This window comes from Azospira sp. MPR-E4 (genome assembly GCF_058809645.1).
The window spans coordinates 34390-49344 of the sequence record NZ_JBXAST010000023.1; the positions used below are offsets into that span (position 1 = coordinate 34390).

The 14955-nt window shown below is 66.3% G+C and carries 12 protein-coding genes, 2 tRNA genes and 1 pseudogene; 11 read left to right on the forward strand and 4 right to left on the reverse strand.

The window, feature by feature from the left end; translation table 11 throughout:
- From AC1RTA_RS09005 to AC1RTA_RS09020, 4 genes are all read left to right on the forward strand, one after another.
- Positions 1-1653 (forward strand): ShlB/FhaC/HecB family hemolysin secretion/activation protein, encoded by a 1653-nt coding sequence (locus tag AC1RTA_RS09005; RefSeq protein WP_492784545.1) that lies wholly within the window; start codon positions 1-3, stop codon positions 1651-1653.
- Between the two features lie 343 nt (positions 1654-1996).
- Positions 1997-2072: transfer RNA gene (locus AC1RTA_RS09010), tRNA-Lys, on the forward strand.
- A gap of 81 nt (positions 2073-2153) precedes the next feature.
- A tRNA-Thr gene (locus AC1RTA_RS09015) sits at positions 2154-2228 on the forward strand.
- 94 nt (positions 2229-2322) lie between these two features.
- Positions 2323-2712, forward strand: a complete 390-nt coding sequence (locus AC1RTA_RS09020; RefSeq protein ID WP_492784546.1) for a flagellar basal body-associated FliL family protein — start codon at positions 2323-2325, stop codon at positions 2710-2712.
- A gap of 124 nt (positions 2713-2836) precedes the next feature.
- On the opposite strand, the gene AC1RTA_RS09025 is transcribed toward AC1RTA_RS09020, so the two are convergent.
- The gene (locus AC1RTA_RS09025; protein ID WP_130459797.1) at positions 2837-5113 is read right to left on the reverse strand and encodes an NADP-dependent malic enzyme; all 2277 of its coding nucleotides are present in this window, start codon (positions 5111-5113) and stop codon (positions 2837-2839) included.
- Between the two features lie 200 nt (positions 5114-5313).
- On the reverse strand, positions 5314-6807 hold the full coding sequence (locus AC1RTA_RS09030) for a cobyric acid synthase (RefSeq protein WP_492784547.1): 1494 nt from the start codon (positions 6805-6807) through the stop codon (positions 5314-5316).
- Positions 6808-6922: 115 nt separating this feature from the next.
- Between AC1RTA_RS09030 and cbiB the strand changes: the two genes are divergently transcribed.
- From cbiB to AC1RTA_RS09060, 6 genes are all read left to right on the forward strand, one after another.
- Positions 6923-7894: an adenosylcobinamide-phosphate synthase CbiB gene (cbiB, locus tag AC1RTA_RS09035; protein ID WP_492784548.1), complete on the forward strand. Its 972-nt coding sequence runs from the start codon at positions 6923-6925 to the stop codon at positions 7892-7894.
- Positions 7887-8891 (forward strand): threonine-phosphate decarboxylase CobD, encoded by a 1005-nt coding sequence (gene cobD / locus AC1RTA_RS09040; protein WP_492784549.1) that lies wholly within the window; start codon positions 7887-7889, stop codon positions 8889-8891. The genes cbiB and cobD overlap by 8 nt, the downstream gene beginning before the upstream one ends.
- Positions 8888-9772 carry a cobalamin-binding protein gene (locus AC1RTA_RS09045; protein WP_492784550.1) on the forward strand — a complete coding sequence of 295 codons (885 nt, stop codon included), beginning with the start codon at positions 8888-8890 and terminating at the stop codon, positions 9770-9772. The genes cobD and AC1RTA_RS09045 overlap by 4 nt, the downstream gene beginning before the upstream one ends.
- 9 nt (positions 9773-9781) lie before the next feature.
- Positions 9782-10525 (forward strand): hypothetical protein, encoded by a 744-nt coding sequence (locus AC1RTA_RS09050; protein ID WP_492784551.1) that lies wholly within the window; start codon positions 9782-9784, stop codon positions 10523-10525.
- A 55-nt stretch (positions 10526-10580) separates the two neighbouring features.
- Positions 10581-11120, forward strand: coding sequence for a flavin reductase family protein (locus AC1RTA_RS09055; RefSeq protein ID WP_492784552.1), 540 nt, complete (start codon positions 10581-10583; stop codon positions 11118-11120).
- Between the two features lie 121 nt (positions 11121-11241).
- Positions 11242-12702 (forward strand): ATP-binding protein, encoded by a 1461-nt coding sequence (locus tag AC1RTA_RS09060; protein WP_492784553.1) that lies wholly within the window; start codon positions 11242-11244, stop codon positions 12700-12702.
- Between the two features lie 10 nt (positions 12703-12712).
- Here AC1RTA_RS09060 and AC1RTA_RS09065 read toward each other — a convergent pair whose 3' ends face one another.
- Positions 12713-12958: a hypothetical protein gene (locus AC1RTA_RS09065; RefSeq protein WP_130459805.1), complete on the reverse strand. Its 246-nt coding sequence runs from the start codon at positions 12956-12958 to the stop codon at positions 12713-12715.
- 92 nt (positions 12959-13050) lie between these two features.
- Between AC1RTA_RS09065 and AC1RTA_RS09070 the strand changes: the two genes are divergently transcribed.
- Positions 13051-14349 (forward strand): hypothetical protein, encoded by a 1299-nt coding sequence (locus AC1RTA_RS09070; RefSeq protein WP_492784554.1) that lies wholly within the window; start codon positions 13051-13053, stop codon positions 14347-14349.
- 3 nt (positions 14350-14352) lie between these two features.
- On the opposite strand, the pseudogene AC1RTA_RS09075 reads toward AC1RTA_RS09070, so the two are convergent.
- Positions 14353-14955, reverse strand: a pseudogene (locus AC1RTA_RS09075) (cobyrinate a,c-diamide synthase); the annotation flags it as partial.

Genomic DNA, 14955 nt, shown 5'->3' on the forward strand with positions numbered 1-14955 from the left:
ATGCGTCCGATGTTATTGATGGCCGCCTTAGGCACTTATCTGCAGGTCTCTTCTGTATTTGCTGCAACAGTTCCGGATGTCGGACAGATAATGCAAAACCTCGAGCAACAGCCTCGCAGGCAGAATCTGAAATCATCCATTCCGATCAATCTTCCGGATGCTCCAAACGATCAGTCGACTGATGACAGCCCGAAGATTGCGGTCAATCAGTTACGCCTGGAAGGAAACCAGACCATCCCCAGCGCCTCTCTGCTGGCATTGCTCGCCGATCTTCCGGGTAAGGAGTGGCGTATCAGTGAACTGCAGGCGGCCGCCAACCGTATCACCCGTTACTATCGCGAGCAGGGCTATCCCCTGGCGCGGGCGTATATACCAGCCCAGGAAATTGAAGCTGGCATCATAACGATCGCAGTCCTGGAAGGTCGTTATGGTGACGTGCAAATCAGCGACAACGCTGGTCTGGGCGGCAGCGCCCTGGCGCCACTCGCGGATTTGCGCTCTGGTGAGGTGGTACAGGCACGCTCTCTCGAGCGAGGTTTGTTGCTGTTGCAGGAGACCCCCGGTGTCGAGGTGAAATCTACCCTACGTCCAGGGGCCAGTACCGGGACTAGCGATCTGCTGATCGATGTGCATCAAGGACGCAGAGTCTCCGGTTCCGTGGATCTGGACAACTACGGAAACCGCTTCGTTGGCCAATTCCGCGCAGGCAGCACTGTCAATTTCAACAATCCTCTGAATCTTGGAGATCGGCTGACATTGCGCGTGACAGGTAGCGATGAACAGCAGCTTTATGGTCGCCTGGCCTATCAACTTCCGGTGGGGCCCTGGGCCACCCAGTTGGGCTTCGCCTATTCAGACATGAGCTACAAGCTCGGCAAGGATTTCAAGGATATCCGGGCCCATGGCAGTGCCAGCATTGTCAGCATTTATGCTCTACAGCCTCTGATACGCTCGCGCAGCCTTAACGTATCGACGCAGTTCCAGTTTGAAGAAAAGCGCCTCAAGGATGATATAGATCTCTTTGGCGAACGAAGAAGCAAGCGCACCCAGGCCATTACTGCCACGCTTCATGGCAGTCAGCGTGATGATTGGCTAGGAAGTGGCCAAAGCAGTTTCTCGATAGCCTGGACCCATGGACAGTTGGACCTAGATGGTCATCCTGCCCAGCAATTCGATGCGGTAACGGCCAACACTCAAGGTCGATTCGACAAGTTCAATCCGAGCATTGCTCGTTCACAGTATCTGGGCGAACGCTTCAACCTGTATACCCAGCTACAGGGACAGTGGTCCAACCGCAATCTTGATGGAGCAGAAAAGCTGTGTCTCGGTGGCGCCTACGGTGTCCGCGCCTATCCTCAGGGCGAAGCCTGTGGTGATCAGGGGTTGCTGGCCAATGTGGAGCTTCGCTACGCCCTCACTGATGCTTGGCAAGTGTCGACCTTTGTTGACCATGGTGACGTGCGTGTAAACAAGCGTCCGTGGACATGGGGCAACAATTTTCGCCGCCTTTCAGGTGCCGGGATCGGGGTAAGTTGGGCTGTCACTGACTGGCAGCTGAACGCAGTTGCAGCCTGGAAAATTGGGCATGAGAAGGCGCAGAGCGATGTAGAAAGAAGTCCCCAGATTTGGGTGCAGCTCGTGCGCTATTTCTAGTTGCGCTACATTTCCGGAGCAGGAGCATCCTTGCTGCTGTGTGGCTTCATAGCGAAGTTGCCCTAGGCCGATAAATACCGAGAAAGTACTCGCTCTTGCCTTATTCTGCGCACAATATTCAGCTAACAACTCTGTAACCGCTCCGGTTCCCGCTCAGTTGCTTGACGCGTCACCTGAAAATACTGATAATCCGCAACCTGTTGTTGCAGTCGGAAGTGCCAAGAAAATTATCAGTCCAGCAAGTTTTTTCGTGCAGGACTTGGCCTATTTTCTGGCAGTGTGATTGAAATTTCCGAAAAAACTGTACAAAAAAGAAAAAGGTGGCTAGAATGCGCACCTCTTTGGGTTGTTAGCTCAGTTGGTAGAGCAGCGGACTCTTAATCCGTAGGTCGAGTGTTCGAGCCACTCACAACCCACCAGATTCAGGTAAAACGGCCTCCGCTAGGGGGCCGTTTTATTTTGCAGGGCTGCCGTTTTCTCGCTGGCGGTCCGAATGTGTGGCCCATGTAGCTCAGTGGCAGAGCACTCCCTTGGTAAGGGAGAGGTCGGCAGTTCAATCCTGCCCATGGGCACCATCCTTTCCGGTGGCGCCAAGCCGTCCGCAGCGCGCCCCGTCCGGGGCTATTTTTTTGTCTTGAGCCGGTGCAGGTTTTCTCTCCAGGGGAAGTCATGAAGATGATTGCGCGGAGTTGCTCTGTCCTGTTGTGCCTGTTCGCCTTTCTGGCGGCGCCGGCCTTTGCCAATGAAGGCGGCGGCGGGGCGGCGGCGGAGCCCCTGCGTTTCGTCGTCAATCTGGCCGGCAGCGGACGCATCCTGCAGGTGGACATGGTGTTCGAAGTGGCCCACGCCGGGGTGGATGGGACTCTCAAGGCCATCCGCCCCAAGGTGCAGCACAAGCTCATCATCCTGCTCTCCTCCGAGCAGCCGGAACAGCTGCTGACCCTGGAGGGCAAGAAGGCCCTGGCGGAAAGCATCCGCGACGTCCTCAACAAACTCCTCGACGAGACGCCCAAGAGCGGCGTCAAAGAAGTGTTGTTCACCAACTTCATCATCCAATAGGCGAGTCTGCCTTCCTGGTCGCCAGGGCCGCTACAGGCGGTGCCGGGCGGCAAGAAAAAAGCCCCGGGGCCTTGCGGCCGGCGGGGCTTTTCTTTTTGGCCGGGGCTAGCCCGGCCGTTGCGACTCAGCGCTGCTTCTTGGCATCCACCACGGCCAGGGCCGTCATGTTCACCAGGCGGCGCACGGTGGCGGTGGCGGTCAGCACGTGCACCGGCTTGGCCACTCCCATGAGGATGGGGCCGATGGTGACGCCTTCGCCGCCGGTCATCTTCAGCAGGTTGTAGGAGATGTTGGCGGCGTCCAGGTTGGGCATCACCAGCACGTTGGCCTCGCCCTTGAGGGGGGATTCCGGATCGGACTGCAGGCGGATTTCCTCGGACAGGGCGGAGTCGCCGTGCATTTCTCCGTCGATCTCCAGGTCCGGGGCCTTGGCCCGGGCGATGTCGGCGGCTTCGGACATCTTGCGGGCAGAGGCGGACTGGGAGGAGCCGAAGTTGGAGTGGGAGAGCAGGGCCACCTTGGGGGTGATGCCGAAGCTGCGCACGGTCTCGGCGGCCATCACGGCGATGTCGGCCAGCTGCTGGGCGTCCGGGTTCTCATTGACGTGGGTGTCGCAGAGGAACAGGGCCCGGTTGGGCAGCAGCAGGTGGTTCATGGCGGCCAGGGTGTTGTGGCCGGCAGCCTTGCCGATCACCTCTTCCACCTGGCGCAGGTGGTGGGCGAAGCGGCCGCTCATGCCGCAGATCAGGGCGTCGGCGTAGCCGAGCTTGACCAGCATGGCGCCGATGATGGTGTTGTCGGAGCGCAGGCGCATCTTGGCGATGTCGATGGTGACGCCGCGACGCTTCATCAGCTGGTGGTAGGCGCTCCAGCATTCCTTGTAGCGCTCGTCGTAGTTGGGGTTCACCACTTCGAAGTGCTCGCCGGCCTTGAGCTTGGAGCCGATCTTCTGCAGCCGGGCTTCAATCACTTCCGGGCGGCCCACCAGGATGGGCTTGGCCAGGCGCTCTTCCAGGATCACCTGGATGGCGCGCAGGACGCGCTCGTCCTCGCCTTCGGCGTAGATGACGCGGCTGGCTTCGCCCTGCTTGGCGGCGGAGAAGACGGCGCGCATGCCGACGCCGGTGTGGGTGTTGAATTCCTTCAGCTTGTCCCGGTAGGCGTCCATGTCCACGATGGGGCGGGTGGCGACGCCGGATTCCATGGCGGCCCGGGCCACGGCCGGGGCGATGATGGAGATGAGGCGGGGATCGAAGGGCTTGGGAATCAGGTACTCGGGGCCGAAGGTCAGCTGCTGGCCCTGGTAGGCCATGGCCACTTCGTCGCTGACTTCTTCCTGGGCCAGGGCGGCGATGGCCTTGACGCAGGCCAGCTTCATTTCCTCGGTGATGCGCTTGGCGCCCACATCCAGGGCGCCGCGGAAGATGAAGGGGAAGCAGAGGACGTTATTGACCTGGTTGGCGTAGTCGGAGCGGCCGGTGGCGATGATGGCGTCGGGACGGACTTCTTTGGCCAGTTCCGGCATGATTTCCGGGGTCGGGTTGGCCAGGGCGAAGATCAGCGGGTCCTTGGCCATCTGCTTGACCATCTCGGCCTTCAGCACGCCGGCGGCGGAGAGGCCGAGGAAGATGTCGGCACCGACGATGGCGTCGGCCAGGGTGCGGGCGCTGGTTTCCTGGGCGTAGCGGGCCTTGGTGGCTTCCATCTTGGCATCGCGGCCGACGTAGATGACACCCTTGGAGTCGCAGACGGTGACGTTTTCGCGCTTGATGCCCAGCTCGCACCACAGGTTGAGGCAGGAGATGGCGGCAGCGCCGGCGCCGGAGCAGACCACTTTGACGCTGGCGATGTCCTTGCCGATGACCTTGAGGCCGTTGAGCATGGCGGCGGCGGAGATGATGGCGGTGCCGTGCTGGTCGTCGTGGAAGACGGGGATGGACATGCGTTCCTTCAGCTTCTCTTCAATGTAGAAGCATTCGGGGGCCTTGATGTCCTCCAGGTTCACACCACCCAGGGTGGGTTCCAGGGCGGCGATCATGTCGATCAGCTTGTCCGGGTCGTTTTCGGAGATTTCGATGTCGAAAACGTCGATGCCGGCGAATTTCTTGAACAGGCAGCCCTTGCCTTCCATCACCGGCTTGGCGGCGAGGGGGCCGATGTTGCCCAGGCCCAGCACGGCGGTGCCGTTGGTGACCACGCCCACCAGGTTGCCGCGGGAAGTCATTTCGTCCACGGCGTTGGGGTTGGCGACGATTTCCTCACAGGCGTAAGCCACGCCGGGGGAGTAGGCCAGGGCCAGGTCCCGCTGGTTGGTCAGACCCTTGGTGGGGCGAACGGCGATCTTGCCGGGGGTCGGCAGGCGGTGATATTCGAGCGCTGCTTCGCGCAGATCCTTTTCCATGACTTAACTCCTGGGGAGCCGCGCGGGCTCCCGGGCTTGCTGTGAAAAATAAAAGAGCGGAAGTATGCGGGTTTTTCCCAATGGACGCAAAGAGCGGTTATCCACAACTGCTTGTTGCGGCACAGCATTTTTGCCTCGGGAGGCGGGCGGGAAAAGCGCGAAAAATCGCTGCCGGGAATGTCGCCGCAACCCCGTCAGCGCTACCAGGGCTGGCCGGGCAGGGCGGCGCGCCACTTGTCCCAGTCGATGGCGGCGGCGGTGGCGTCGGCCAGGCGGTTGAGGTCCGCCTCGCGCCGGGCCACCGGGTCCACCGTCTGCGCCGGGGCGAAGCCCATGTCGGCGCCGGCCCAGGCCAGCAGGGCGGCGAGGGCCTCGGGCTGGTCGAAGAGGCCGTGGCAGTAGGTGGCGAGGATCTGCCCGTCCGCCGACAGGGCGCCGTCGGGGCGGCCGTCGGCGAAGATGGCGGCGGGCCGCTCCAGGGCCGGGCCGTGGCTGACGCCCATATGGATTTCGTAGCCGGCCAGGGCCGCGTCCCCGGGCAGGCACAGCCGGCCGCTCACGTTGCGCAGCTGCTTTTCCGCCGCCAGGGAGGTTTCCAGGTCCAGCAGGCCGAGGCCGTCGGCGGAGCCGGGGGCGCCTTCCAGGCCGAGGGGGTCGTGCAGGCGGCGGCCCAGCATCTGCAGGCCGCCGCAGATGCCGATGACCTTGCCGCCGTAGCGCAGGTGGCGGCGCAGGGCAGTGTCCCAGCCATGCTGGCGCAGCCAGGCCAGGTCGGCCTGGACGCTCTTGGAGCCGGGCAGGACGATCAGGTCCACGTCCTGGGGCGGCGCCTCGTTGGGGCCGATGAAGCGGAAATCCACTTCCGGATGCAGGCGCAGCGGGTCCAGGTCGTTGTGGTTGGAGGTGCGCGGATAAACAGGCGCCACGGCCCTGAGACGGCGGCCCTGGCTGGGGCCCGCATCCAGGCTGGTGCGCGCCACGGCATCCTCCGCGTCCAGGTACAGGCCGTGCAGGTAGGGCAGGACCCCCAGAACTGGTTTGCCGGTGCGGGCCTCCAGCCAGTCCAGTCCCGGTTGCAGCAGGCTGATGTCGCCGCGGAAACGGTTGATGAGGAAGCCCACGGTGCGCTGCTGTTCGCTCTCCGAGAGCAGCGCCAGGGTGCCCACCAGATGGGCGAAGACGCCGCCCCGGTCGATGTCGGCCACCAGCACCACCGGGCAATCCACCGCCTCGGCGAAGCCCATGTTGGCGATGTCCCGGTCCCGCAGGTTGATCTCCGCCGGGCTGCCGGCTCCTTCCACCAGCACCGCCTCGTATTGCTGGCACAGGCGGCCGTAGGATTGCAGCACCGCCGCCATGGCCCGGGGCTTGTACTCGTGGTAGTCCCGGGCGTTGAGGTCGGCCACCGCCTGGCCGTGGATGATGACCTGGGCGCCGGTGTCGGTGTTGGGTTTCAGCAGCACCGGATTGAAGTCGGTATGGGGCTCCAGGCCGGCCGCCAGGGCCTGCAGGGCCTGGGCCCGGCCGATCTCGCCGCCGTCCACGGTGACGGCGGAATTCAAGGCCATGTTCTGGGACTTGAAGGGCGCCACGCGCACGCCGCGCCGGTGCAGCAGACGGCACAGGGCCGCCACCACGGTGCTCTTTCCCGCGTCCGAGGTGCAACCCTGGACCATGAGGGTGGGCTTATTCATTTAAAATCCGCTCTTTCGTGCCAGGACGCTGCAAAAGCGCCGGCACTGTTGCCCGGTCGGCCGGCCGCTCTGTGCGGCCCCCGCCCGGGGTCTGATTGAAACCACGGATTATCCCATGCCCAGCTGGCTTGCCCTGCCCTTAGCCGCCCTTCTCGGCGTCGGTCTCGACCGGCTGCTGGGGGAGCCCCGTCGCGGCCATCCCCTGGTGGCCTTCGGCGCCCTGGCCAACCTGCTGGAAAAAGCCCTGCGGCCGCCGCCCGCCGTTGCCTCCCGCTCCGCCCTGCGCGTTTTCGGCCTGCTCGCCTGGAGCTTCGCCGTGCTGCCGCCGGTGCTGCTCGCCGCCTGGGCCAGCGCCACGCCCTGGCTGGGCATCCTGGCCGACGCCGGCCTGCTCTACTTCGCCCTCGGCGCCCGCAGCCTGAAGGAACACGCCGACGCCGTGGCCGTGCCCCTGGCCGGCGGCGACCTGGCCACGGCGCGCCAGAAGGTGGGCTACATGGTCAGCCGCGACACCACCGCCCTGGACGAATCCGGGGTGGCCAAGGCCTGCGTCGAATCGGTATTGGAGAACGGCAACGACGCCGTCTTCGGCACCCTCTTCTGGTTCGCCCTGCTGGGCGGCCCCGGCGCATTGTTGTTCCGCCTGGCCAACACCCTGGATGCCATGTGGGGCTACAAGAACGAGCGCTTCCTGCACTTCGGCTGGGCCGCCGCCCGCCTCGACGACCTGCTCAACTGGCCCGCCGCCCGCCTCACCGCCCTGACCTACGCCTGGCTCGGCAACACCCGCCAGGCCCTGGCCTGCTGGAAAGCCCAGGCCCCCACCTGGGAGAGCCCCAACGCCGGCCCGGTGATGGCTGCCGGCGCCGGTTCCCTCGGCATCCTCCTGGGCGGCGCCGCCATCTACCACGGCCGGGAGGAACAGCGCCCGTCTTTGGGCGAAGGCCGTCCTGCCGCCGCCTTCGACATCGACCGGGCCAGCCATCTGGTGCAACGCGGCCTGGTCCTGTGGCTGGCAGCCATCGTCGCCCTGCTGCCCCTCATCGCCCTGGTGCAGTTCCTTCTCGGAAAGGTCTTCCATGCTTGAACACGGCGGTCGCCTGCGCCAGGCAGCCCGGCAGTGGGGCATTCCCCTGGCGGACTGGCTCGATCTGTCCACCGGCATCAACCCCTGGGCCTATCCCATTCCCGGTATTCCCATCAATGCCTGGCAGCGCCTGCCGGAAGAGGAGGACGGCCTGGAGGCGGCCGCCCGCAATTACTACGGGGCCAAGCACGTGCTGGCCCTGGCCGGCTCCCAGGCCGCCATCCAGACCCTGCCCAAGCTGCTGCCGCCGGGCCGGGCGGCGGTGCTGGCTCCGTCCTACGCCGAACACGCGGCCGCCTGGGTCAAGGCCGAATGGGCCGTCACCCCCTTCGCCCCGCCCCGGCTGGAAGAGGTGGCCAAGGAGCACAACGTGGTGGTGGTGGTGAACCCCAACAATCCCACCGGCGAGCGCATCACCGCCCGCCGCCTGCGCGCCGCCGCCCGGGCCCTGGCCAAGCGGGGCGGCCTGCTGGTGGTGGATGAGGCCTTTGCCGACGCCGATCCCCGGGATTCCCTGGCCGACCTGGCCGGCACCAAGGCGGCGCCCAACATCATCGTGCTGCGTTCCCTGGGCAAGTTCTTCGGCCTGGCCGGGGCCCGGGTCGGCTTTGCCATCGGCCGGCCCGAACTGCTGGAGGCCCTGGCCGACACCCTGGGCCCCTGGCCGGTGGCCGGCCCGGCCCGCTGGGTGGCCCGCTGCGCCCTGGAAGACCGGGCCTGGCAGGCCGACATGCGCCAGGAGCTGCAGGTGGCCGCCGAGCGCCTGGAAACCCTGCTGCAGGAAAGCCTGGGGGCCAGCACCGGCACCGGCCTCTTCCGCTGGCTGCCCCATCCCCGGGCCGACTGGGTGTACGACGAGCTGGCCCGCCGCGGCATCCTGGTACGCCTGTTCCTGGAAGTGGACGGCTCCTCCAGCCTGCGTTTCGGCCTGCCCGGCAGCGACGACGAATGGCGCCGCCTGGAAGGCGCCCTCAACGAACTGAGGAAGGATCTATGAAAGCCGTTCTGCTGCTGTCCCTGGCCCTCTGCGGCGGCGCCGCCCAGGCCGCCGACATCGTGCTCAAGGACGACACGGGGGCGACCCTGCGGCTGCCGGCCCCGGCCCGGCGCATCGTCAGCCTGGCGCCCCATGTCACGGAAAACCTCTTCGCCGCCGGCGCCGGCGGGCAGGTGGTGGGCACCGTGGACTACAGCGACTATCCGGAGGCGGCGAAGAAGATCGCCCGGGTCGGCGGCTACTCCCGTCTGGACCTGGAGGCGGTGGCGGCCCTGCGCCCCGACCTCATCATCGCCTGGGAAAGCGGCAACGCCCCCGGCCACGTGGCCAAGCTGCGCAGCCTGGGCATCCCCGTTTTTATCTCCCAGCCCAACCGCATCGAGGACGTGGCCGAACAGCTGGAGAAGTTCGGCCAGCTGGCCGGCACCAGTGCCGTCGCCAACGGCGACGCCGCCCGCTTCCGCGCGCGGCTGGCGGAAATCCGCAAGCAGTATTCCGGGCAGCCCAGGGTGCCCACCTTCTACCAGATATGGAAACAGCCCCTGATGTCCGTCGGCCGCCAGCAGATCATTTCCGACGTCATCAGCCTGTGCGGCGGCAGCAACGTCTTCGGCCAGGTGGAGCAGATGGCGCCCAAGGTGAGCGAGGAAGCGGTGCTGGCCGCCAATCCGGAAGCCATCATCGCCAGCGGCATGGGCGATTCCCGGCCCGAGTGGCTGGACGACTGGAAGCGCTGGAAGCAGATCACCGCCGTGGCCCGGGACAACCTCTTCTTCGTCCCGCCCGAGCTGATCCAGCGCCACACGCCGCGCATCCTGGAAGGGGCGGCCCGCCTCTGCGAACACCTGGAGACGGCCCGCCACCGCCGTCCGGCCCGGTAGGACGCCGCCATGCGCATGCTCCTGCTGCTGTGCTCGCTGTTCCTGGCCTGGGGCGCCCGGGCCGAGGCGGAAATGGATTCCGAGACGGACTTCCATTTCCGCGCCTTCGGCATCGAGCCGGCAGACCGGGTGGAGTGGGGCGAAGGCCATCTCACCGCCGGCGTGGACCGGGAGCTGCGGCCCGAGCGGGGCACCCGGCGGCGCACGGTGACGCCCCTGGAAGCCACCTTCGGCCTGGGCGCCGGCTTCAGCGCCGTGGTCGGCCTGGAGGGCAGTTCCCGCACCCTCTTCGACGACGGCAGCGGTTCCCGCGCCGCCTCCCGGGAGGTGCTGCTCAAATACGCCCTGCCGGCCTGGAACGGGCTCCACGTGGCCGCCTTTGCCGGCGCCAACCGCCTGCAGGACCAGGAGCACCACAGCCACACCCGGGGCTTCAGCCTCAACCTGGACACGGACCTGGGCACCTTCGGCAGCGGCTATTCCCAGGACCGGCGGCGTCCCGGCGAGCCCCACCAGGGGCGCGAGTGGGGCGTGAACTGGTTCCGCCTGTGGGATGCCGGCCCCCTGCACGGCTGGGGCCTGGCGGCGGAGGCGCGCTTCGTGCGCAGCCCCCTGGGGGAACGCATCGACCACTGGCTGCTGGGCGTCGCCCGGGTGGTGGGCAAGGGCCTGCTGGCGGACGTGGCCATCGGCGGCAGCGGCGGCGACACCGACGCGCGGCGGCTGACGGCGGGCATTTCCTGGTTCTACTGAGCCGTATGCCGCCGGGCTGGCTATGATGGAAGGGTTCTGCCCGCCGGAGCCCGCCATGAAAAAACAGTCCGTTCCCCTCGCAGAAGCCTACCGCCTGCTGGAACCCGGCCCGGTGCTGCTGCTCACCACCGCCGATCCCCGGGGCGGGCGGCCCAATGTGATGACCCTCTCCTGGCACATGATGATGGAGTTCGAGCCGCCCCTGGTGGGCGTCCTGGTCAGCGGCCGGGAGGACAGCTTCGCCTGGCTCGAGGCCAACGGCGAGTGCGTGCTCAACATTCCCACCGCCAACCTGGCGCCCCAGGTGGTGGCCTGCGGCAACAGTCACGGGCGCCGCCGCGACAAGTTCCGCCTCACCGGCCTGACGCCGAGTCCCGCCTCCCGGGTCGGCGCTCCCCTCATCGACGAGTGCTATGCCAGCCTGGAGTGCGTGGTGCACGACCGGGGCTGGGTGGCGCGCTACAACCTGTTCGTGCTCGAAGTGGTGGCCGCCTGGGCCGAACCGCGCAAGCGTCCCCGCACCCTGCACCACCGGGGCTGGGGCGAATTTGCCGTGGCCGGCTCGGTGCTGCGCCTGCCCTCGGCCATGAAGTGAGATGAAGATTTGACCCTGCGGCTTCACCCCGCCCGGGAACTAGGGTGTTGCCGGGTGGCAGGGCGGCGGCCGGCGCTGTACCCTATCGGCATGCAATCGTGTCCTAGGATCAGGGAGGGTCATGGAAGCTTTTGTCTGGGATGAGCGTTTCGTTACCGGCATCCCCAGCGTGGATGCCCAGCACCGGCATCTGGTGGACATCGTCAACCGGGTCGGCGACCTTTTGCTGGCCGAGGGCGAGGGCACCGACGAGGCCCTGCAGCAGATTTTCAAGCAGCTGGCCGACTACGCCCACCTGCATTTCGCCGACGAAGAGCGGCTGATGACGGAGCTGGGCCTGGACATCCGCCACCAGGACCTCCACGTGCAGCACCACCGCCAGTTCGTCGAGCAGCTGCTGTCCATGTGGCAGGCCCGTTCCTCCCTCAGCCAGCCGGCGGAGACGGTGCACGGCTTTCTCGCCGCCTGGCTGACGGTGCACATCCTGGGCGAGGACCAGGTCATGGCGCGCCAGATGTCCCGGGTCCAGGCCGGCCAGTCCGCCGCCGAGGCCTTCGCCGCCGAGAGCGGCGAAGTGGCCGACAGCACCAGCGCCCTGCTCGACGCCCTGGGCCGCCTCTACCACCTGGTGTCCCAGCAGAACCGGGACCTGGCGGCCATGAACCAGCAACTGGAGGCCAAAGTGGAGGAGCGCACCCGGGAGCTGTCGGCGGCCAACGTCCGCCTGGCGGCGGAGCAGGCCGAACTGGCGCGGCTGCTGCAGAAGGTGGAAAGCACCCAGCAGCAATTGCTGCAGTCGGAAAAGATGGCGGCCATCGGCCAGCTGGCGGCCGGGGTGGCCCACGAGATCAACAATCCGGTGGGCTTCGTCCATTCCAACCTGGGCAGCCTGAAGCAGGACATCGCCCTGCTGTTCAAGGTCATCGACACCTACGAGCAGCACCTGCCGGACAGCGGCCCGGCCTTCGCCGCCCTGCAGCAGGTGCGGGAGGAGGCGGACCTGGCCTACCTGAAGAGCGACCTGCCGGCCCTGCTGGCCGAGTCCGACGAGGGCCTGGCCCGGGTCACCAAGATCGTCAAGGACCTCAAGGATTTCTCCCACGTGGACGAGGCCGAGCTGCAGACGGCGGACCTCAACAAGGGCATGGAAAGCACCCTCAACGTGGTGTGGAACGAGCTCAAGTACAAGGCCGAGGTGGTGCGGGAGTACGGCGACATTCCCCTGGTGCAGTGCATGCCGGCCCAGATCAACCAGGTGTTCATGAACCTGCTGGTGAACGCGGCCCACGCCATCCCTGAGCACGGCACCATCACCGTGCGCTCGGGCAGGGAAGAAAACGGGGTGTGGATGGAGGTGCAGGACACCGGCAAGGGCATGACGCCGGAAGTGCAGAAGCGCATTTTCGAGCCCTTCTTCACCACCAAGCCGGTGGGCAAGGGCACGGGCCTGGGCCTTTCCCTCTCCTACGACATCGTGGTCAAGAAGCACGGCGGCCGCATTGAAGTGCGCAGCGCCCCGGGCCAGGGTTCCACCTTCCGCGTCACCCTGCCCCTGGAGCCGGCCGCCGCAGGGGCCGCCTAGGCCTCAGGGTTCAGCCGCCGCGGTGGTTGGCGGCGTCCTGCTCCTCTTCCTGCACCATGAGGCGACGCAGGACGAAGGGAAAGAAGCCGGAAATGATGAGGGAGACGGCCGTCACCAGGGCGGCGATGCCGGCGCCGCTGTCGGCCAGGATGGGATGCAGGAGGGCGCCGAATCCGGCCAGGCTGGCCACGGCGGGCACCAGGCAGAGCAGGCCGAGAAACTCCATGACGATGAAGCTGAGAGGCAGATTTTTCATGGGGGCAATGATGCCAGAGAGCACCGTACGGGGCCAATCCCGTATAGCATTCACGACCATTACAAATAGATCCAAACAGGGGGATTTTGCTCATGCTGTTCAGAACCTGGGCCTTTGTCATTGCGCTGGTCTTCGTCCTCGGTGCCTACGACACCATCTTTCCGTCGGCGCCGCCCCAGTGGATGGAGGCGGATTTCGAGACGGTGCACCGTAGCGGCGAGTTACCCTCCTCCCGCCTGACCCTGAAGGGTGGCGACATCGGTAGCGACCTGCTGTACACCGAGCGTTTCCACCGCATCAATTCCCTCAGCTTCATCCTCGTGCCCGAAGACACGCCGGCGGACAGCAAGCCCGAGGCCCGCATCCTCTACAAGGTGCCCACGCCCAAGGACACGGACGAAAACAATCTGACCCAGGTGGCCGTGACCCTGGTGCCGGAGAGCTTTTCCGGCTGCATCTCCGAAACCAGCGATCCGGAGAAGGTGAAGTTCCTGGTGGACAGCGGCTACCAGGTCAAGCTGCCCTTGCTGGAAATGACTCCTTGCAGCCGCGAGGCGGCACCGGCCTCGCCCCTCAATTCCTACTGGGGCCTGCTGGGGCTGCCGGTGGTGCTGTACGGCCTGTGGCAGTTCTTGCGCCTGTTCCGCCTGTGTTACCGGGAGCGCCGGGAAGCGGCCGCGGAGGTGGATGACCGTCTCATGCCGGAGGACCTGTCGCTTGGGGAAACGGTGCGCACGGCCAAGGCCGGTTTCAATCGCTGGAAGCTGCTGCGGGAGTCCTGCCTTGATGCAGCCTGCCATTACGTGCCCCGTCTGGCCCTGTACCGTCTCAAGGACGCCTTGCCCCGGGATGTGGGCCGGGTCTCCCTGGGGGCCTGGCGCCAGCTGCGCGATGCCCGGCGGGAAGGGCGCCTGGGGGAAACCCTGCGGGAGATGGGGCGCAATCCCCTGATCGTGGTGAGCAACGTCAGCGCCCTGGTGCTGTTGCTGTCCACCCTCATCCTGAGCGGCCGGCAGCTGGAGGCGGTGGCCGCCATGGTCGGTGCCGGGATCTTCTTCGGCCTCTGGTTCGTGTATGCCCGTTATCTGGGCATGAGCCGGCGCAAGGCCCTGTCGGCCACTTTCGTCTATTGCCTGGCGGCCATGCTCTGGCTCTCCGGCATGCCCCAGCTTCTGCTGGAGGAAGGCGTGCTGATCAAGCTGCCCTTCCTCAGCGACAGCATGACCGTCATCCACCCGGACCTCTTGTCCCTCCCCTGGGTGGTGCTGTTCGCCCCCCTCAGCTATGTGGTGCTGGTCTATCTCGGCCGGGGCGTGATCCGCTATTTCAGCGGCGGCCTGGAGTTCGACTACTCGGGCAAGAAGGTGGTGCTCTCCGACGAGGACAGCTGAGCCCTAGAGAAAGAGCCGGGCCACCGCCTCCGGGTTGGCGGGGAAGTAGAAGTGCACGTAGGAGGCGGTGAGGCGGCCGACCCGGTAGATGGGCTCCCCCGGCGTGTTGCCGGTGAGCTTGAGCGCCCGTACCAGGGGTTCCAGGGGCGTGTTGCTGGTGGAGTAGTGGAAGCTGTGGCCGGGCAGGCGGCCTTCCGGCAGTTCGGCGGCCATCAGGCCCAGGGCGGCCAGCTTCTTCTGCATGCGGCTCTCGCCGGGCAGCAGGCCGAAGCCGGCCGTGCTTTCCCCCGTCACCGAGACCAGGGTTTCGAACAGGCTCATCATGCCGCCGCATTCGGCCAGCAGGGGCTTGCCGGCGGCCGCGTGGGCCTGCAGGGCGGCAGCCATGGAGCGGTTGGCGGCGATGGCGGCACCGTGCAGTTCCGGGTAGCCGCCGGGCAGCCACACAGCGTCGCAGGGGGGCAGGGCGGCGTCGGCCAGGGGCGAGAAATGGACGAGGCGGGCCCCCAGGTTTGTCAGGCATTCCAGGTTGGCCGGATAGGCGAAGCAGAAGGCGGCGTCCCGGGCCACTGCCACGGCCTTGCCCGCCAGCAGGGGGGGCAGGGC